The following is a 19,239-nucleotide window of genomic DNA, read 5'->3' as shown; positions in this document are numbered from 1 at the left end:
TTACCACACACAAATATATTTTGTTTTTATCAAACCCTATCGGTATTCTAGCCCCGCCTTACGCGGCACCCAGATGGATAGCGAAATAACCTTACTAATACAACTGGTTTTACTGCATTTTACGCTACCTGAAAGCATTCAGGAAACAGGTAGCAACGATTGAACGAATCGTCAGGAACTTACTCAAAATAAGTCTCCGGTATGCGTTAAATCGGCCAACTCTTCACTAAATTGATCTTTGAAGAGTAAATCATGTCATTAAACGACTCAGGCATGATGTTAATCATAATTGCCGAGTACAGAATGCGCTACGCTTATGTGATTACGGCGATTAATTAACCGTGTGTATTGTTACTAAACGACACCAACACAATAAATAGGTACTTTCATGTCAAGTAAGTTAGTTCTGGTTCTTAACTGTGGCAGCTCTTCTCTCAAGTTCGCCATCATCGATGCCGCTAATGGCGAAGAACATATTTCAGGTCTGGCCGAATGCTTCCATCTTCCAGAAGCCCGCATCAAATGGAAACTTGATGGCAGTAAACATGAAGCGGCACTGGGTGCTGGCGCCGCGCATAGCGAAGCATTGAAGTACATCGTGAATACTATTTTCGCAGAAAAACCTGAGTTGTCCGCTAATCTGGTCGCTATTGGCCATCGTATCGTACACGGTGGTGAAAAACTGACGAAGTCCGCAATTATTGATGCTGATGTTTTGCAGGGTATCAAAGATTCTATCCCATTTGCACCGCTGCACAACCCGGCGCACCTGATTGGTATTGCTGAGGCATTGAAATCCTTCCCGAAATTGGCTGAAAAAAATGTTGCGGTATTCGACACTGCATTCCATCAGACCATGCCAGAAGAGTCTTATCTTTACGCCCTGCCGTACAGCCTTTACCGCGATCACCACGTTCGTCGCTATGGCGCACACGGTACCAGCCATTTCTACGTAACGCAGGAAGCGGCTAAAACGCTGGGCAAACCTGTTGATGAAGTTAACCTGATCACCTGCCACCTGGGCAACGGTGGTTCCGTCAGCGCTATTCGCAACGGTAAATGTGTCGATACCTCAATGGGCCTCACCCCGCTTGAAGGATTGGTGATGGGAACCCGCAGTGGTGATATCGACCCGGCAATTATTTTCCATCTGCACGATGCCCTGGGCATGAGTGTTGACCAAATCAACAAAATGTTGACCAAAGAGTCTGGCCTGCTGGGTCTGACCGAAGTGACCAGCGACTGCCGCTACGTTGAAGATAACTACGCCACCAAAGAAGACGCCAAACGTGCGATGGACGTATTCTGCCACCGCCTCGCCAAGTACATCGGCGGCTACACGTCACTGATGGAAGGCCGTCTGGACGCGGTAGTATTTACCGGCGGTATCGGCGAAAACGCCGCGTTGGTGCGCGAACTGACGTTGAACAAGCTGGGCCTGCTCGGCTTTGAGGTTGACCACGACCGCAACCTGGCTGCGCGTTTTGGCAAGTCGGGTGAAATCAACAAAGAAGGCACTCGTAAAGCATTGGTTATTCCAACCAATGAAGAGCTGGTGATTGCTCAAGACGCCGCGCGTCTTACTGCATAAATAAGTTCCCCCACTGCCAGCCACCGCTGGCAGTGTTGTTTGCACCGCAGGCAGGCGCTGCCTTTTATATCAGCAAGCTGCTGCCTGAAATCGTCAAAGAGGTTTGCCGTGTCCCGTACAATTATGTTGGTTCCAATTGGTAATAGCGTCGGCCTGACTAGCGTCAGCCTGGGCGTTATTCGTGCTATCGAACAGAAAGGCGTGAGCCTGAGCGTGTTTAAACCGGTTTCACAGCCGCGCTCAGGGGGTGATGCTCCCGATCAAACCACCACGATTATTCGTGCAAATTCTAACATCACGGCGGCAGAACCGCTGAAGATGAAGCACGTACAAAGCCTGTTAAGCTCTAATCAGCAGGACGTGTTGATGGAAGAGATTGTGGCCAATTACCATGCCAACACCAAGAATGCCGAAGTGGTCTTGGTTGAAGGTCTGGTATCGACCCGCACTCATCAGTTCGCCAGCGCATTGAACTACGAAATTGCCAAAACCCTGAATGCCGAAATTGTGTTTGTTATCGGCCAAGGCAACGACACGGCCGCCCAGCTTAAAGACCGCATTGAACTGGCTCGCAGCGTGTTCGGCGGCAGCAAGAATAAAAGCATTACCGGCGTTATCATCAACAAGGTCAATGCACCGGTTGATGAACAGGGTCGCACCCGTCCAGACCTGTCAGAAATTTTTGATGATTCGACGAAAGCAAACTTTGCCCACGTAGACATCGAGCAACTGATTGCGCTTAGCCCAGTACCGGTTCTTGGCTGCATTCCGTGGAGCTTCGAGATGATCGCGGTTCGCGCAATCGACATGGCCCAGCACCTTGACGCACGCCTGATTAATGAAGGGGACGTCAAAACCCGCCGCATTAAATCAGTGACATTCTGCGCCCGCAGTATTCCAAACATGCTCGAACATTTTCGCCCTGGCTCACTGTTGGTGACGTCCGCAGATCGTCCCGACGTGCTGGTCGCCGCCTGTCTGGCAGCGATGAACGGTATCGAACTCGGTGCTATTCTGTTGACCGGCGGTTATCCGGTTGATGAACGTATTAAAAAACTGTGTGCTCGCGCTTTTGACACCGGCCTGCCGGTATTTATGGTCGACAGCAACACCTGGCAGACCTCGCTGAACTTACAAAGCTTCAGCCTCGAAGTGCCTGCCGATGACCACCAGCGCGTAGAGAAGCTGCAGCATTATGTTTCTTCTCACATTAACGCGGACTGGATAAACTCACTCAGCGCCCACTCAGAGCGTTCACATCGTCTTTCCCCACCGGCGTTCCGCTATCAGTTGACCGAACTGGCACGCAAAGCCGGTAAACGCATCGTGCTGCCAGAGGGCGACGAGCCGCGTACCGTTAAAGCGGCCTCACTGTGCGCCGAGCGGGGTATCGCCGAGTGTGTGCTGTTGGGTAATCCGGATGAAATCAAACGCGTCGCGGCGGCTCAGGGCATTACTCTGGGTGCCGGCATTCAGATCGTAGACCCGGTTGCGGTACGTGAAGAATACGTTGCCCGTTTGGTTGAACTTCGCAAAAGCAAAGGCATGACCGAAGTGGTTGCGCGTGAGCAACTGGAAGATAACGTCGTACTTGGCACGCTGATGCTCGAGAAAGGTGAAGTTGATGGCCTGGTTTCGGGCGCCGTTCACACCACCGCCAATACCATTCGTCCGCCACTGCAGCTGATTAAAACGGCACCAGGCAGTTCACTGGTTTCTTCAGTATTCTTCATGCTGCTGCCGGATCAGGTTCTGGTTTACGGTGACTGTGCGATCAACCCGGATCCTACCGCTGAGCAGCTCTCTGAAATCGCTATTCAGTCTGCGGATTCTGCTGCTGCGTTTGGTATTGAACCGCGCGTGGCGATGATTTCCTATTCCACCGGCAACTCGGGTGCGGGTAGCGACGTTGAGAAAGTTCGCGAAGCGACTCGACTGGCGCAGGAAAAGCGTCCTGACCTGATTATTGATGGCCCGTTGCAGTACGACGCCGCTATCATGGCGGATGTAGCTAAATCCAAAGCGCCTAATTCACCGGTTGCAGGCCAGGCTACCGTGTTCATCTTCCCTGACTTGAACACCGGTAATACCACCTATAAAGCGGTGCAGCGTTCTGCGGATCTGGTCTCCATCGGGCCAATGCTGCAGGGTATGCGTAAGCCGGTCAATGACCTGTCACGCGGTGCACTGGTTGACGACATCGTTTATACCGTCGCATTGACTGCGATTCAGTCTGCACAAGCTGATGAAGCGGTGGCGGTAAAATAATCTCCGCTGAAGCGTTGCAATGCCAAAAACCCTAAAGCCGGTCAATGAATGACCGGCTTTTTTAATGGCTCAACGAGGCTATTTTAGTGGAAGAAATTCAGGATATGCCCATAAATCAGACCGACACTGATAATGTCTGCATCACTGAAAGTGACGTTTTGCAGCCCATAACTGCCGAGTAAAGGCAGGAGCAGTGCAGGCAGCAAAGTAATCAGGAGCCCGTGAAAAACACCGCCAATCACCACACCGCGACGTCCACCGACCGCGTTAGCAAAAATTCCCGCCGTCCCTCCGGCAAAAAAGTTGGTTAACATTCCCGGCAGTATCATCGCCAGCCCCACACTGGGGAAAAGAAACATGCCAATCACAGAGCCAATTGTCGTCGAGATAAAACCGATAATCACCGCGTTTGGGGCGTAGGGAAACAGCACAGGGCAATCAAGCGCAGGCACGGCATTGGGCACGATACGCAGCGCAATGCCGCGAAACGCCGGAACAATTTCAGCCAGCAGCAGACGCACACCCGCAAGCAACACATAGACACCAACCACAAATTGCACCGACTGCAGGAAAGCAAATACCAGATAGCTGACACCCTTCGAATACTGGGCCACCACCTCCGGCCCGGCGGCGATGGTCGGGATGAGATAGATTGGGATCATCACCACCATCATCGACAGATAGGTATCCTGCAAAAAGGAAAAAGCACTCGGCAATTCAATATCTTCCGTGCTCTTATTCACGTTACCGGTGAGCTTGGCGACGCCGGCCTGGATCAGATATCCGAGGGTGCAGAAATGCCCTAACGCTATATCGTCCGAACCGGTTATCTTGCGCACGATGGGTTGAGCAAGCGCTGGCATTCCCACCGCCATCAATCCGGCAATGCATCCCCCCATCACAATAAGCTCAGTACCGCGCAGGCCGCCCATATAGCCCACAACCGAGCACACTGTTGCCATCCACAGTGAGGCCTGACCGGTCAAAAAGATGTATTTGAAGCGGGTAAAACGGGCAATCAGAATGTTGATAATAAAGGCCAGCACCATGATCAGTGCCGTTTCACGCCCAAGCGTTTGCTGGGCGATACCCGCTATAGAACCCACGTCAGTTACCACGCCGCGCATGTGGAAACCTTTTTGGAAGACTTCTCCCAAAAAGTTTAAGGCGCCGACGATGATGTTGGCCCCTGCCAGCAGCACCAGGAAACCGAGCAGCGTTTTCAGCGTGCCGGTGATCACCTGACCGACACTTTTCTTTAAAGCAATCAGCCCTACCATAGCGATAAGGGCGATAAGTATTGAAGCCTGGCCTAATACGTCATTCACAATAAAATATAAGAAAGACATCGTCTGCCCCTCGTCTTTGCAGGGTTAAAATATGTTGTTTTATTTATTCTTAGGCAGAGATTTTTAATTCATATATCCCAACACTTTTAATACCGGGGTTAATTTTTCGGTAATTTCTTTTTTATCCACCAAACGTTTAAGATAAATAACAGTGGAATCAAGCGTGTAGTTCTCAAATTGAGACTTAAAGTTAGAACCTGTCACAATAATATCCGCTCGCGTAGAGGCTGCACTTGAGATATCACAATGAGACAGGTTAGCTTTAATACCCAAATCCTTGAGCGCCGCTTCGATACTCATTTCGCAGGCGAAACTGCTTCCCAAACCTGCACCGCAGACTGCTAATATTGTTAAAGATTTCATTATCCATCCTCATTTCATGATAACGACGGGGAGGATCCCCATGGCGAAAGCAAACTCATTGACCACCACCACTTATTTATGGAGCAGAAATTTTAAAACCTGATAAATACAACTTTGAATAATATTTAGTATGCTGTGAAGCAAGTAAATAACCGTGATAGAGCGCACAAAGATAGCGCTATCATTTGGACGCTTTGCTTTTTGTGATAGCGCTATCAAAAAGTGGGTTTATCCTGCATTAATTTCACTGAAAACGGCTATGATAGAATGGAGTAATAAGGTCACCGGCCAGTTATTGGCCTATTTTCTAGAACGTTAATAAATAAAATCTTAAAGGTCGGCGATAAACCCGGTGTTCATGAAGAAAAGTCAGGAGTAAAAAATGGAGGGGAAAAAACGCCGAGGTACAGGTCGGGTAACGCTGGCAGACGTAGCCAAAATGGCGGGCGTGGGGTCAATGACCGTCTCGCGTGCATTGAATCGTCCCGACATGGTGTCTGAAAAGCTCAAAGAGAAAATAGATTCCGCCGTCACCGAGCTTGGATATATTCCTAACTATTCAGCCAGCGCGCTTGCCTCTGCGTCATCTAACGTGGTGGCAGTCGTTACCTCCTCACTGGCGGAATTTGGCCATGCAGAAATGATTGCCGGTATCCAGGAGGTGTTTATTCCGGCTGGTTTTCAACTGATGCTGGCAGAATCGCAAAATCAGGAGGAGCGTGAACAAAAGCTGCTTGAAACCTTCATGTCCTATAATTTAGCGGCGGTTATTCTTTTTGACGCAAAACATACCCCGAGTACTTACGAGCTGCTCTCAGCCGCCCAGTTACCGATAGTGGAACTGGGCGCTGCCGTAGAAAACCCGTTGGATATCAATATTGGTATTGATAATGCTTCAGCGGTTTATAAGGTGACTGAATATCTGATTTCACTCGGATACGAGAAAATTGGCCTGATGTGCGCCGCACAAAAACAGTGGGTTTCTCAGCAGCGCCTGCGAGGATGGCACCGCGCCATGCTCGATAATAATCTTACGACTACGCGGGTTATCAGCACGCACGCGCCTTCCAGCTTTAGTACCGGTGCCCGACTGCTGCCAGAGCTGGTCCTTAATTGGCCAGACATGGATGCACTGATTTGCAGCAGCGACGACCTGGCCTGTGGCGCCCTGTTTGAGTGCCAGCGGCGCAAAATTCGCGTGCCCAAAGATTTGGCGATTGTAGGATTTGGCAACAGCGACATCAGTAAAGTTTGCCAGCCGCCGCTCACTACCGTGGCCGTGCCGCATCGAGAAATTGGCATTCAGGCCGCCGAGGCACTGCTGGCCAGAATACAGGGGGATGAGTGGCAGCAGAAAACGCCTATCGCCTCTGTACTTTGCAAAAGAGAGAGCTGTTAGCATAAAGAGAAAATGCGCTGACGCCGCGTCGGCGCATTCAACTGATCACCGATTTGTTTACTCTTCTTCAACACTCAGCGGTTTGCCGTGGTTTTTTTCATTGTTACGGCTCATCCACAGTGACAGCGCCTTTAGCGAGTCGGGGGTGAACTCATCACAGCGTGCGGTTATTTCTTCCGGCTTCATCCAGCGCACTTCGTCCACTTCTTCTTCCTGCAATGCAAACGGCCCGTGAGATACGCAGCTAAAAAGCGCTCCCCACACGCGGCAATTATCTTCTTCGAAATAAAATGACCCATGTTCAGCGAAAGGCACACCGGCAATTCCCAGCTCTTCTTCGGCTTCACGTCGGGCTGAATCGAGGATGTTCTCACCGCTCTGCACCACGCCGCCCGCTGTTGCGTCCAGCCAACCCGGATAGAAATCTTTGATTTCGGTTCGACGCTGAACCAAAATATTCCCCATCCCATCATGCACCACAATATAGCTAGCACGATGACGCAGGTTTTGAGCACGCATCTGTTGGCGGCTGGACTGGGCAATCACTTCGTTTTCTTCGTTAACGATATCAACCCATTCGCTGCTGCCGTTGTTCTGCTCTTGGTTCGTCATCCTATGAAACCTTCTCTGTAGCGCGGAGTGATGCGCGGTGTTTTTTCAATGAGTCCGCTGATTCTATCTGGCTCATGGGGCATGCTTCAATAGCAATAAATCGTTAGTAATATGTAAAACTTATGTCAAACGGTCTTGGAAACCCTCAGACTAGTCTCACACAGACTGCTATCATTAGCCGCTATAGTAAACTTATGGCTATTCTTTAAAACTGGCAAACTCAATGTCGGGTAACTTTCGCATCCAGCCCCATCGGTAATGACTGTAAAATGCTGATGGACGATTAAAAAAATTATGCAGGAGGCAATTATGATCGACCTTTATTATGCACCAACACCTAACGGCCACAAAATTACGCTTTTCCTGGAAGAAACCGGCCTTCCCTATCGATTGCACCGCATTGATATCAAATCTGGCGATCAGTTCAAGCCCGCCTTTCTTGCCATTTCCCCCAACAATAAAATGCCTGCCATTGTCGATAGCCAACCTGTTGACGGCGGCGCACCACTCAGCCTGTTTGAGTCAGGTGCAATCTTGCAGTATTTGGCCGAGAAAAGTGGAAAATTACTCAGCAAAGAACTTCGGGAACGAACCAATACCCTGCAGTGGTTGTTCTGGCAAATGGCCGGTTTCGGCCCGATGTTGGGGCAAAATCACCACTTTACCCACTTTGCTCCGCAACCCGTGCCTTACGCCATTGAACGTTTTCAACAAGAAACCAAGCGCCTTTATGGCGTACTCAACAATCAATTAGAAAAAAACGTTTATATTTCAGGTGAGCACTACAGCATCGCGGATATCGCGACCTATCCTTGGGTGGTATCTCACGAGCGTCAACGCATCAGTCTGGCTGATTATCCGGCAGTTCGTAACTGGTTTGAACGCATTAAAAATCGTCCGGCGACCCTCAAAGCTTACGCGCTGGCCGAAAGTAATTAACGTCCTTGCCCCCGCACTCGGGGGCTTGAAAACACCTCAAAAAGCCCCCTTCTGCTTCACAACTTTTCCGCATTCAACAATAAAATAACTGCAGGATGTGCACTGCATCGCGCGTAACAAAGCCAGCATAATCTAAGCTATTTATAAGGGTACAGAGAGGTATCAGCGAGTTAACAGGAGTTAGACTATGAAGATTTTCTTAACCGGTGCCAGCGGACTGATTGGCCGTCGTCTTACTGAAACACTCGTGAGCCAGTCTCACCAGGTTACCGCACTGACGCGCGCGCCCGAGCGCACAGCAAAAATTCTTGGCCCACAGGTTCAGCTATGGGATTCGCTTGAGGGAAAAACCTCGCTTGACGGATTCGATGCGGTAATCAATCTGGCCGGCGAACCCATAGCCGACAAGCGCTGGACCAAGGAGCAAAAACAAAAACTGTGCGACAGCCGCTGGCAGCTAACAGAAAAATTGGCCCGCCTGATCAACGCCGGTGAGCGGCCTCCCGCCGTCTTCATCTCAGGCTCGGCGGTGGGTTATTATGGCGACCAGGGTCAGGCAGTGGTGGCAGAGGATGAACCGCCGAACAAGCAGTTTACCTGGCAACTCTGCGCCCGTTGGGAAGCATTGGCGCTGGCGGCAGAGAGTGACAAGACCCGCGTATGCCTACTGCGTACCGGCGTGGTGCTGGCGCCAAAAGGTGGCGCATTGGCCAAGATGACGCTGCCGTTCCGCGCGGGTCTCGGCGGCCCATTTGGCGACGGTCAACAGTATATGCCGTGGATACACATCGACGATATGGTGAACGGAATCATCTTTCTGCTCGGCCACGAAACGCTCAACGGCCCGTTCAATATGGTCGCACCCTATCCAACCCGCAACGAGCAATTCAGCGCGCTGCTGGGTGAGGTTCTGCACCGGCCTTCATTTATGCGCGTACCGGCCAGCGTGGTGAGATTATTGATGGGCGAGTCCGCCGTACTGGTACTCGGTGGGCAAAGAGCTGTTCCACAGCGGCTGGAGGATGCCGGATTTGAGTTTATCTATACGGAGCTGAAACCGGCCTTAGAGGACGTACTGAAGCAATAAATAAGAAAAATAATCATAAAAAACCCTCTCCCTTTTTGGAGAGGGTTAGGTGGACTTTACTGCGCTCTGATTTACGGTTTCACGCTGGTTTGGTAGAAAATGTGTTTACCAAAGGGATCAATTTCATAGCCGGTGACTTCTTTACGCACCGGTTCAAAAATTGTGGAGTGCGCAATCATGATTGCCGGTGCCTGATCGTGCATCATCTGTTGAGCCTGCTGATAAAGCGCCACGCGTTTATCATGGTCGGTGGTGGTACGGGCTTGTTCGATCAGCTTATCAAACGGTGGGTAACACCATTTTGCCGAGTTTGAACCGCCCTGTGCCGCTTTACAGGTAAACAGCGGGCCAAAGAAGTTATCAGGGTCACCGTTCGCCGTGGTCCAACCCATAAGCGCTGCCTGATGCTCGCCGTTACGGATGCGCGTTTGGTATTCAGCCCACTCATAACTCACGATGTGCGCCTTCACGCCAATTTTAGCCCAGTCGGACTGGATCATTTCCGCCATACGTCGTGCATTCGGGTTATAAGGACGTTGAACCGGCATCGCCCAAAGATCGATATCAAATCCGTTTGGATACCCTGCCTCGGCCAGCAGCGCTTTTGCTTTTTCTACCGAGTAAGGATAGTCCTGCATTGTTTGGTCTTCACTGCTCCACACCGCCGGTGGCAGCAGACTCTTAGCCACGGTTCCGGTTCCCTGGAACACCGCTTCAAGAATCGACGCCTTGTTCACCGCCATGGTCAATGCCTGACGAACCTTCACATTATCCAGCGGTTTTTTCTGCGTATTAAACGCCAGGAAACCGGTGTTCAGCCCTGACTTGCTCATCAGCGTGATGTCTTTATTTTCGCCCAGACGTTTGAGGTCAGCCGGATTTGGGAAAGGCATCACCTGACACTCATTTTTCTCAAGCTTGGCCATACGCACCGAGGCGTCCGGCGTAATGCTGAAAATCAGTCTGTCGATGTTTGACTTGCCCTGCCAATATTCAGGGAAAGCCTTATAGAGAATGCGTGTGTCTTTCTGGTATTGAACCAGTTCAAACGGCCCTGTGCCGACTGGGTCAGTATCTACCTTTTGCGGAGTACCGGCTTTCAGCATTTTATCGGCGTATTCGGAGGACAGAATCGAGGCAAAGTACCAGCCAAGGTCAGCAACAAACGGCGCTTCGGGACGAGAAAGATTGAAACGCACGGTGTAATCATCAACGCGATCAATACTTGAAATAAGGTGCCCCATATCCAAACTGTCGAAGTTTAAATAGGTACCGTTTGAAACATTGTGGTACGGATTGTTAGTATCTTTCTGCCGCATAAACGAGAAGATAACGTCATCGGCGTTGAAATCGCGCGTCGGGGTAAACAGTTTATTGCTTTGGAACTTAACCCCTTTGCGCAGATGGAAGGTATAGGTTTTACCGTCCGGGCTGACGTCCCAGCTTTCGGCCAAGCTTGGAATAAGATCGGTAGTGCCGGTTTTGAAATCAACCAGACGGTTGTAAATAGGCACTGCGCTGGCATCAACGTTAGTGCCAGAGGTATAAAGCTGAGGATTAAAAATATCCGGCGAGCCTTCGGAGCAATAGACCAATGTCTGCGCCGAAGCGCCCGCAACCATGGCAAGTGCCAACAGTCCGGTCGATAATTTTGCTATTTTATTTTTCATACATTTCCCTGTTACTGAGACTTTAGGCTTGTTAATTAGTTAGAACCCCATCCAAAAACAGACTACCATTCAAGATGTACTTAGTAATACTCTGTTATATATGAAAATCTTATAGATAAACAACTCAGAGGTTAGGATGTCGACTCAAATTGCCAAGCAGCTCACTGAACGTTTCTTCCGCTACCTGTCTGTTACCAGCCAAAGCGATGCCAAAGCTATCGTCCTGCCGAGCACCCCGGGGCAGCAAGAGCTCGCCAATTTACTGGCCGCAGAACTCCACACTCTGGGCTTGGAAAACATTCAGATTGACCAGCATGCTACCGTTACAGCGGTAAAACCAGGCACCAAACAAGGTGGTCCGCGAATTGGTTTTATCACCCATATCGATACGGTCGACGTCGGACTGAGTCCAGACATTTATCCTCAGACGCTGGTTTTTAACGGCGATGACGTGTGCCTGAATGCAGAAAAAGATATTTGGCTGCGCACTGAAGAGCACCCAGAAATTTTGCCTTACAAAGGCGAAGAGATCATTTTCAGCGACGGAACCAGCGTGCTGGGCGCGGATAATAAGTCTGCAGTTACCGTGGTGATGACGCTGCTCGAAAATCTGACGGCGCAGGATCAGTACGGCGATATCGTCGTCGCTTTTGTGCCAGACGAAGAGATAGGGCTACGCGGTGCAAAAGCACTCGACCTAAAACGCTTTGACGTTGATTTCGCCTACACCATTGACTGCTGTGAATTGGGTGAAGTGGTTTATGAGAACTTTAACGCCGCGTCGGCCGAAATCACCTTAACCGGCGTGACCGCGCATCCAATGTCGGCCATCGGCGTGCTGGTGAACCCGATACTTATGGCGCATGACTTTATCAGTCACTTCGATCGTCAGGAAACGCCAGAGAAAACGCAGGGGCGTGAGGGGTACGTCTGGTTTAATGACATCAGTGCCAACCAGCAGGCTGCCACCTTAAAAGCCTCGATTCGTGACTTCGACAGCGCCAGCTTTGCCGCGCGCAAAGTCAAAATTGAAGACGTCGCAAAAATTATTGCCGACAAATATCCAACGGCAAAAGTCTCGGTAGAGATAAGCGATACCTACAGCAACATCAGCAGTGCGATGGGTGATGACAGGCGGGCAATCGACCTTATTTTTGCCGCTCTGGATGAAATTCAAGTTGAGCCAAAAGTGACGCCAATGCGTGGCGGCACAGACGGCGCGGCGCTTTCAGCCAAAGGCCTGCTGACGCCAAACTACTTCACCGGCGCGCACAATTTCCATTCAAAATTCGAATTTCTGCCGGTTAGCTCCTTCGTAAAGTCTTATGAATTGACTAAAGCCCTTTGCCTGCTTGCGGCAAAAGGCTAGAGCCGAGTTATCTACATTCAGTAGATGCAGTTTACAGACAGCCCCCAATCTCACCGTTGGGGGCTTTTTTTTAAGAAGTCACCCTCTGTGTACTGCTGCGCAGAACGCCGTACCGCTTCTGAGTGAACTGGATATAAAGTGTGAGAATAAACGCCACGATATAGAGCCCGCTGTAGGCAAACACCACACCTTTAACTCCCACGAAAGGCAGCAAAATGGTTGCGATAGCAGGGGCAAAGAAGTTGCTTAATCCCGCAGAAAGATTGCATACAGAAATCGCCGCACCTTTATGTTCTGGCTCTAAAGCAGGGAAAAGCGCGGTCATTGGCACGAAGGCCGCCGTCGATGCCCCGAGAAGCGTTGCACCGAGTGCCGCTATCCAGAAATTATCGCCAAAATACATCGGCAGGTAATAGAACGACAAACTAAACACCGCGCAGCCAATACAGCCATACCATCGAATAACACGGATGATGCCCCATTTCTGAGACATAATCCCCCAGAAAACGTTAAACACAATGGTCGAGAAGAAGAAGATAGCCCAGATTTGCAGCCAGTCCGGCATCGTAAAGCCTAAATCACCAACAAAAAGCAGCGGCATAATTATCGCAAAACCATACAGCGACAGCGTATTGATTATTCTCACAATACTGGCAAGGCAAATATTTCTGTTACTCACCAATAACGTCACCGCCCGACTCATTTCGCTAAACTTTTCTTTATTAGTCAAACTCAACATGTGAGTGGAGGTTTTAATATCCCTAAGTGAGAACATGGCCAATATTCCACCCGCGCAAACCCAGACCAATGAGAACCACAATACATTTAGCTCACCAATATAAATTATAATTAAACTTGGCAAGTAACTGCCAATCACGCCAATGCCGAGTGAATAGGCGGCCCAAAACCAGCCACATGCCGAACCCACCAACTCCTCACGAACGTTATGAACTATAACCACGATAAATGAATAGAGAAATAATGGATAAGCCAGCCCGCGTATTCCATAAAATAAAAGAATGAAATAATAGTTCTTTTGCGTGAGTCCGAAAATCATAAACAAAACGTGGAAAATGACCCACATGAAAAATCCTATTTTCATGGCCTTTTGCGGCGTAATCACCTCAGCTATTACTCCTGACCCCCATGCTGCAAGTGCGGCGCATAGCCCGTAAACGGTAAAGGCAAAGGTTGCCTGTGCGGGTGAAAACCCTAATTCAACGATGTACTTAGAGAGGAAAGCCAGTTCAAAACCATCTCCTGTCATAAACAAAAAAATAGCCACGTACCCCCATAACAAATTTTTCGGCAGTCCTATCCAGTGATCATTATTAATGTTCATTTTATTCCCTTAATTATTTTCATTGCTCATGTCACGTAGCGTTACTTTCGAACTTCGGCTGCTATCTAATCCCCAAGACCCCCCTTAGGGTCAACAAATATGTAGCATTAATATGAGTGCAGTCACAAAACAACTCACTCTAACCAATAACAATTAAAAACAATATTTCAATAAAGCAGCCCATTCATTATTTTCTAATTAATTAAACGAAATGAATAAAAGTGATGCCGCTCTAAAATAACCACCAAAAATTTGACGGAAAGGTTTTTAAAAACTAGGGTAAAAATCCCGAAACGATGCGCAGGCCAATAAATCAGAGAGCTCCGTCGTCATCCCATGACTATTCGTTATAGAATTGAGCCCTGATTGCTTTAAAGCTAAATATATTATTTTATGGCTTCGCTCACCCAGGATTTATTACGATAAAATTTCCAAATCATTATATAAGGATTATAAAATGAACCACTCTGTCCCCTCCATGAATACATCTCTTACGGGCAAAGTCGCTGCTATCACTGGCGCGGCGTCAGGGATCGGTCTCGCGTGTGCAAAAATGTTGTTAAGTGCAGGTGCAAAAGTTGTTCTGGTTGACCGGGAAGGCGAAAAGTTAGAGAAAATCGTCGCGGAGCTCGGCGAAAACGCGTTTGCATTACAGATAGATTTGATGAAATCGGAAGAGGTCGACAATATTCTCTCCGGTATTCTCGAACTGACTGGCCGTCTGGATATTTTTCACGCCAATGCAGGCGCGTATATTGGTGGCCCCGTTGAGGAAGGAGATCCCGACGTCTGGGATCGTGTGCTTCACCTGAATATCAATGCTGCATTCCGCAGTGTCCGTGCAGTTCTGCCGCACATGATCTCTCAAAAATCGGGTGACATTATTTTTACCAGCTCCATTGCGGGGGTGGTGCCTGTTATTTGGGAACCTATCTACACTGCGTCGAAATTCGCCGTTCAGGCCTTTGTTCATTCCACCCGTCGTCAAGTCGCAAAACACGGCGTCCGCGTCGGAGCTGTCCTGCCGGGGCCGGTCGTTACTGCGCTGCTCGACGACTGGCCACAGGCCAAAATGGATGAAGCGCTGGCTAACGGCAGTCTGATGCAGCCTGTAGAGGTGGCTGAGTCCGTCCTGTTCATGGTGACCCGCGCTAAGAACGTCACCGTTCGCGATTTGGTTATCCTTCCTAACAGCGTCGATCTCTGACCCTCAATACTCGGCCTCTGTGGCTGAAAGGAACAGGTATGAATAATAACAATCCGATCCAATCCACCCCGGTAGTTATTGGCGTTGACGTCGGCTCGGGGAGCGTTAGGGCCGGTGTGTTTGACCCCTCAGGGACAATGCTGGCTCGCGCTATGCAGCCAATTACTCTTTATAAAGGCCCTGAACACTACGTTGAGCAATCAAGTAGCGAGATATGGGACGCCGTTTGTCAAACTGTCAGGCAGGCCGTAACCGCGTCAAAGGTCTCCCCAGACCGCGTTGCCGGTATCGGTTTCGATGCCACCTGCTCTCTTGTCGTGGTCGGCGACGGCGGTGTACCCCTTGCTGTGGGGCCGTCAGAAGATCCGCAGAGAAACGTTATCGTCTGGATGGATCATCGCGCCACCGCACAGGCCGAAATGATCAATGCTACCGGACATTCCGTTCTTCAGTATGTCGGCGGGAAAATATCGCCGGAAATGGAGACGCCCAAGCTGCTCTGGCTTAAGGAGAACCGGCCGGACGTATACCATAACGCCTGGCAGTTCTTTGACCTGGCCGATTTCCTGACCTGGAAGGCAACCGGAGACCTGTCCCGGTCGGTGTGCACCGTTACCTGTAAGTGGACCTATTTGGCCCACGAGAAACGCTGGGATCCCGACTACTTTCACCAAATTGGGCTGGAAGAGTTGGCGGATGAGGACTTTCGTCGTATCGGCGTCAACATCGTTGAACCCGGCATGCCCTGCGGGCAAGGGCTAACGGCAGAGGCGGCCGATCGGATGGGGTTGCCGCAGGGTACGCCGGTGGCCGCGGGTATGATTGATGCACACGCCGGTGGCATCGGTACCGTGGGTGCCGGTAGCGGTGGCGCAGCTCGTAATCTGGCCTACGTTTTTGGCACCTCATCCTGCACCATGACCACCACGCAGGAGCCAGCATTTATTCCGGGTGTCTGGGGGCCTTATTATTCAGCAATGGTTCCTGGTTTCTGGCTGAACGAAGGGGGACAGAGCGCCGCCGGCGCTGCTATTGCTCAGCTTGTGTCCTTACATCCGGCCGCGCCAGAGGCCACTATCAAGGCTAAAGATGCAGGTGTTTCTCTTCCCACCTATCTCGCCAGTCTGGCCCAGAAAAAGGGGTTCTCTGCCACTGATGCGGTTCAGTTAGCCCGTGATATTCATGTAGTGCCTGAATTTTTGGGAAACCGCTCACCGCATGCAGATCCCCACGCCCGGGCGGTGATCGTGGGACTGGGTATGGAAAGCGATATCAACAGCCTGCTCTGCCTGTACATCGCTGGCCTCTGCGGCATTGGCTACGGGCTGCGGCAGATTATTGACGCGCAGGCCCGTAGGGGGGTTACCGTTGATAATGTGGTGATCAGCGGGGGGGCAGGACGGCACCCGTTGGTACGCCAACTGATAGCCGACGCCTGCGGGTATCCAGTCATGACGACAAAAGCTGACGAGCCGGTACTGCTGGGAGCAGCCATCCTCGGCGCCGTAGCTGGCGGGCTCTCACCGTCGGTTAGTTATGCAATGGATCAATTTTGTGTTCCAGACGATCAGTATTTACCGGAGGCTAGCGTGAGCGAGCTGCATACCCTTCGTTATCAGGCCTATGCGCGCCTCCAGAATGAAGCAAGGCTTATCCGCGAAACACTGCAGTAACATAGGAATAGGCCCTGGGAAGGGCCTTACAGCGCAGTTGTGGTGCTAATGACGACGGGTTATTTTAAGGCACCTGAGAGGAATTGCTGCAAACGCGTACTCTTCGGGCTACCAAATACGTCAACTGGATTACCCTGCTCTTCAATCACGCCCTGATGCAGAAAAATCACGTGATTAGAAACGTGACGAGCGAATTCCATCTCGTGGGTCACGACGACCATGGTTTTTCCCTCCTCGGCCAGCTTTTGCATGATGCGCAATACTTCGCCGACCAGCTCAGGGTCCAAGGCTGAGGTCGGTTCATCAAACAGCAGCACCTCGGGCTCCATTGCCAGTGCGCGCGCAATTGACACACGCTGCTGCTGACCACCGGAAAGGTTTACCGGATATTTACTGCGTGCACGCTCGTCAATACCCACCTTCTCGAGATAGCGAACGGCGCGCTCTTTGGCTTCCGCTTTGCTAAGGCCTAACACCTGAATCGGCGCCTCCATAACGTTCTCCAGAACGGTCATGTGGCTCCACAGGTTGAAGTGCTGAAAAACCATAGTTAGCTTAGTACGCAGCAGCTGAAGCTGTTTTTTATCAAACACTTTCAGCTGCCCATCGGTGTCACGCACCATGCGAATATCTTGATTGTTTACGCTAATAGAACCCTCACTCGGCTTTTCGAGGAAGTTGATGCAGCGCAAAAAGGTACTTTTCCCCGATCCGGAAGATCCAATAATACTGATAACGTCACCTGCATTCGCCGACATCGACACGCCTTTCAACACCTCGTGTTCGCCATAACGTTTATGCAAGTCTATTACGGCTAATTTATTTTCTGGCATGATTTTTCCCGCACAGGTTTAACGTTTTCACTGTTAATACATTTGTTATTAGTGAGAAGACTGGGGCTTAACGTGCGCCAGCCAGCGTTTTTCCGCCTTGCGGAACAAACTAATCAACACAAATGAGACGCAAAGATAAATAACCGCTGCAATACCAAAGGCATAGAATGGTTGATAGGTCGCGGAGTTGATATCTCGGGCAACTTTCAACACGTCTGGCACCGTGGCGGTAAACGCCAGCGCGGTGGAGTGCAGCATTAAAATTACTTCGTTACTGTAAGCGGGCAAGGCCGTACGCAGCGCGGAAGGTAAAATGATGCAGGTATAAAGTTTAAAGCGAGAGAAGCCGTAGGCATTGGCCGCCTCGATTTCTCCGTGCGGAACCGCGCGAATAGCACCGGCAAAAATCTCGGTGGTATAAGCACAGGTGTTTAGCGTCAGCGCAAGAATAGTACAGTTCAGCCCGCTGCGGAAAAACGCATTTAAGAAGTCAGTACCGCGCACGATCTCCAGGCTGTACATCCCTGAATAAAATACCAGCAGCTGCACATACAGCGGAGTACCGCGGAAGATGTATGTATAAACCCAGATAGGCGTACTTACCCAGCGGTTTGGTGAGACGCGTCCTACGGCCATCAACACGGCCAGCAGGCCGCCCATCACCACAGAGCTAATTAACAGCCACAACGTAACCGCAAGGCCTGTAAAACGGTAGCCGTCGCTGTACAGCAGGGACAGACCATATTGATGTAAAATATCTATCATAGCTCAGCCCTCTTCACACCCAGTGAATAGCGGCGGTCGAGCCACACCAGAACACCATTGGATAAAGTGGTAAATACCAGGTAAATAATACCGGCAACGATGGCGAAGTAGAACGGTTGATAAGTTCCCTTGCCTGCCAGTTGGGTCGCTTTAACCACGTCGTTAAGGCCGAGCAGAGAAACCAGCGCCGTCGCCTTGAGAATAACCTGCCAGTTGTTGGCAATTCCCGGCAGCGCAAAGCGCATCATGGCTGGAAACAGAATACGACGGAAAATTTGTGACCCGCTGAAGCCATAAGCCACCGCGGCTTCGATTTGTCCGCGAGGGACGGCCATAAAAGCGCCGCGAAACGTCTCGGTAAAATAGGCACCGTAGATGAATCCCAGGGTGATGATGCCGGCGCTTAGGGGATCAATATCAATCTGGTCCATGCCAACAGCTTCAGTCAGATTGTTTAGCGCAATCTGCAAACCATAAAAAATTAACAACATTAATACCAGGTCGGGAACACCGCGAATCAACGTGGTGTAAGCGCCAAAAATACCAGAAATAACCCGGCTTTTTGACAGTTTACCGCCTGCACCAATCAAACCAATAACCACCGCCAGCAGCACCGAGGAAAGTGCCAATTCCAGCGTAACCAGCGTGCCCTGGATTATTACGTGGGAATACCCATATAGCATGAACATATCCTGTCTTTGACGAGAATCAGACTGCGTTTCGCAGGTTTATTAGGGCTTTTTAAAACGGCTTACCCCTAAGGGCAAGCCGC

The 19,239-nt window shown here is 50.3% G+C and carries 16 protein-coding genes; 8 read left to right on the top strand and 8 right to left on the bottom strand.

The window, feature by feature from the left end:
• The first annotated feature begins 388 nt into the window (after positions 1 to 388).
• A complete protein-coding gene (ackA, locus tag GA565_RS07815) occupies positions 389 to 1,591 on the top strand; it encodes an acetate kinase (protein WP_152198010.1) in 1,203 nt (400 codons plus the stop codon).
• A 123-nt stretch (positions 1,592 to 1,714) separates the two neighbouring features.
• Positions 1,715 to 3,859, top strand: coding sequence for a phosphate acetyltransferase (pta, locus tag GA565_RS07810; RefSeq protein ID WP_226951022.1), 2,145 nt, complete (start codon positions 1,715 to 1,717; stop codon positions 3,857 to 3,859).
• Between the two features lie 83 nt (positions 3,860 to 3,942).
• On the opposite strand, the gene GA565_RS07805 is transcribed toward pta, so the two are convergent.
• Positions 3,943 to 5,208: a PTS sugar transporter subunit IIC gene (locus GA565_RS07805; RefSeq protein WP_152198008.1), complete on the bottom strand. Its 1,266-nt coding sequence runs from the start codon at positions 5,206 to 5,208 to the stop codon at positions 3,943 to 3,945.
• A 63-nt stretch (positions 5,209 to 5,271) separates the two neighbouring features.
• On the bottom strand, positions 5,272 to 5,571 hold the full coding sequence (locus GA565_RS07800) for a PTS sugar transporter subunit IIB (protein WP_152198007.1): 300 nt from the start codon (positions 5,569 to 5,571) through the stop codon (positions 5,272 to 5,274).
• A gap of 382 nt (positions 5,572 to 5,953) precedes the next feature.
• On the opposite strand from GA565_RS07800, the gene GA565_RS07795 reads away from it, so the two are divergent.
• Positions 5,954 to 6,970, top strand: coding sequence for a LacI family DNA-binding transcriptional regulator (locus GA565_RS07795; RefSeq protein WP_152198006.1), 1,017 nt, complete (start codon positions 5,954 to 5,956; stop codon positions 6,968 to 6,970).
• A gap of 57 nt (positions 6,971 to 7,027) precedes the next feature.
• Here the strand turns inward: GA565_RS07795 and yfcD are convergent, their stop codons facing one another.
• Complete coding sequence (gene yfcD, locus GA565_RS07790; protein ID WP_055779212.1) at positions 7,028 to 7,582, bottom strand: NUDIX hydrolase YfcD; 555 nt, start codon at positions 7,580 to 7,582, stop codon at positions 7,028 to 7,030.
• 309 nt (positions 7,583 to 7,891) lie between these two features.
• On the opposite strand from yfcD, the gene yfcG reads away from it, so the two are divergent.
• Both yfcG and GA565_RS07780 read left to right on the top strand, forming a co-directional pair.
• A complete protein-coding gene (gene yfcG, locus GA565_RS07785) occupies positions 7,892 to 8,521 on the top strand; it encodes a GSH-dependent disulfide bond oxidoreductase (protein ID WP_152198005.1) in 630 nt (209 codons plus the stop codon).
• 187 nt (positions 8,522 to 8,708) lie between these two features.
• Entirely contained in the window at positions 8,709 to 9,608 is a 900-nt protein-coding gene (locus tag GA565_RS07780; protein ID WP_152198004.1) for a TIGR01777 family oxidoreductase, read from the top strand.
• Between the two features lie 71 nt (positions 9,609 to 9,679).
• On the opposite strand, the gene GA565_RS07775 is transcribed toward GA565_RS07780, so the two are convergent.
• Entirely contained in the window at positions 9,680 to 11,230 is a 1,551-nt protein-coding gene (locus GA565_RS07775; RefSeq protein ID WP_304621435.1) for an ABC transporter substrate-binding protein, read from the bottom strand.
• Positions 11,231 to 11,414: 184 nt separating this feature from the next.
• On the opposite strand from GA565_RS07775, the gene pepT reads away from it, so the two are divergent.
• Positions 11,415 to 12,647, top strand: a complete 1,233-nt coding sequence (pepT, locus tag GA565_RS07770) for a peptidase T (protein WP_152198002.1) — start codon at positions 11,415 to 11,417, stop codon at positions 12,645 to 12,647.
• Positions 12,648 to 12,717: 70 nt separating this feature from the next.
• Here pepT and GA565_RS07765 read toward each other — a convergent pair whose 3' ends face one another.
• Positions 12,718 to 13,989: an MFS transporter gene (locus GA565_RS07765; RefSeq protein ID WP_152198001.1), complete on the bottom strand. Its 1,272-nt coding sequence runs from the start codon at positions 13,987 to 13,989 to the stop codon at positions 12,718 to 12,720.
• 457 nt (positions 13,990 to 14,446) lie between these two features.
• Between GA565_RS07765 and GA565_RS07760 the strand changes: the two genes are divergently transcribed.
• Together GA565_RS07760 and GA565_RS07755 are read left to right on the top strand one after the other, a co-directional pair.
• Positions 14,447 to 15,196 (top strand): SDR family oxidoreductase, encoded by a 750-nt coding sequence (locus GA565_RS07760; protein ID WP_193311884.1) that lies wholly within the window; start codon positions 14,447 to 14,449, stop codon positions 15,194 to 15,196.
• Between the two features lie 38 nt (positions 15,197 to 15,234).
• Complete coding sequence (locus GA565_RS07755) at positions 15,235 to 16,869, top strand: FGGY-family carbohydrate kinase (protein ID WP_152198000.1); 1,635 nt, start codon at positions 15,235 to 15,237, stop codon at positions 16,867 to 16,869.
• 59 nt (positions 16,870 to 16,928) lie between these two features.
• Here GA565_RS07755 and hisP read toward each other — a convergent pair whose 3' ends face one another.
• The 3 genes from hisP to GA565_RS07740 are packed head-to-tail and all read right to left on the bottom strand — an operon-like array spanning position 16,929 to position 19,150.
• The gene (gene hisP / locus GA565_RS07750) at positions 16,929 to 17,702 is read right to left on the bottom strand and encodes a histidine ABC transporter ATP-binding protein HisP (RefSeq protein WP_152197999.1); all 774 of its coding nucleotides are present in this window, start codon (positions 17,700 to 17,702) and stop codon (positions 16,929 to 16,931) included.
• 48 nt (positions 17,703 to 17,750) lie between these two features.
• Entirely contained in the window at positions 17,751 to 18,467 is a 717-nt protein-coding gene (locus GA565_RS07745) for an ABC transporter permease (protein ID WP_152197998.1), read from the bottom strand.
• A complete protein-coding gene (locus GA565_RS07740; protein WP_152201360.1) occupies positions 18,464 to 19,150 on the bottom strand; it encodes a histidine ABC transporter permease HisQ in 687 nt (228 codons plus the stop codon). Before GA565_RS07740 ends, GA565_RS07745 begins: the two co-directional genes overlap by 4 nt.
• Positions 19,151 to 19,239: the final 89 nt, after the last annotated feature.

This window comes from Rouxiella sp. S1S-2 (genome assembly GCF_009208105.1).
Lineage (GTDB): Bacteria > Pseudomonadota > Gammaproteobacteria > Enterobacterales > Enterobacteriaceae > Rouxiella.
Note: the sequence above shows the minus strand (reverse complement) of the source record. Positions and strands in the feature narration are given on the sequence as shown.

Coding starts and splice junctions, on each gene's coding strand:
- yfcD (WP_055779212.1), bottom strand. CDS start 7,582: ATGACGAACCAAGAGCAGAACAACGGCAGCAGCGAATGGGTTGATATC.
- GA565_RS07740 (WP_152201360.1), bottom strand. CDS start 19,150: ATGCTATATGGGTATTCCCACGTAATAATCCAGGGCACGCTGGTTACG.
- GA565_RS07755 (WP_152198000.1), top strand. CDS start 15,235: ATGAATAATAACAATCCGATCCAATCCACCCCGGTAGTTATTGGCGTT.
- GA565_RS07775 (WP_304621435.1), bottom strand. CDS start 11,230: ATGGTTGCGGGCGCTTCGGCGCAGACATTGGTCTATTGCTCCGAAGGC.
- ackA (WP_152198010.1), top strand. CDS start 389: ATGTCAAGTAAGTTAGTTCTGGTTCTTAACTGTGGCAGCTCTTCTCTC.
- pepT (WP_152198002.1), top strand. CDS start 11,415: ATGTCGACTCAAATTGCCAAGCAGCTCACTGAACGTTTCTTCCGCTAC.
- GA565_RS07800 (WP_152198007.1), bottom strand. CDS start 5,571: ATGAAATCTTTAACAATATTAGCAGTCTGCGGTGCAGGTTTGGGAAGC.
- GA565_RS07760 (WP_193311884.1), top strand. CDS start 14,447: ATGAACCACTCTGTCCCCTCCATGAATACATCTCTTACGGGCAAAGTC.
- pta (WP_226951022.1), top strand. CDS start 1,715: ATGTTGGTTCCAATTGGTAATAGCGTCGGCCTGACTAGCGTCAGCCTG.
- GA565_RS07765 (WP_152198001.1), bottom strand. CDS start 13,989: ATGAACATTAATAATGATCACTGGATAGGACTGCCGAAAAATTTGTTA.
- GA565_RS07745 (WP_152197998.1), bottom strand. CDS start 18,467: ATGATAGATATTTTACATCAATATGGTCTGTCCCTGCTGTACAGCGAC.
- GA565_RS07780 (WP_152198004.1), top strand. CDS start 8,709: ATGAAGATTTTCTTAACCGGTGCCAGCGGACTGATTGGCCGTCGTCTT.
- yfcG (WP_152198005.1), top strand. CDS start 7,892: ATGATCGACCTTTATTATGCACCAACACCTAACGGCCACAAAATTACG.
- hisP (WP_152197999.1), bottom strand. CDS start 17,702: ATGCCAGAAAATAAATTAGCCGTAATAGACTTGCATAAACGTTATGGC.
- GA565_RS07805 (WP_152198008.1), bottom strand. CDS start 5,208: ATGTCTTTCTTATATTTTATTGTGAATGACGTATTAGGCCAGGCTTCA.
- GA565_RS07795 (WP_152198006.1), top strand. CDS start 5,954: ATGGAGGGGAAAAAACGCCGAGGTACAGGTCGGGTAACGCTGGCAGAC.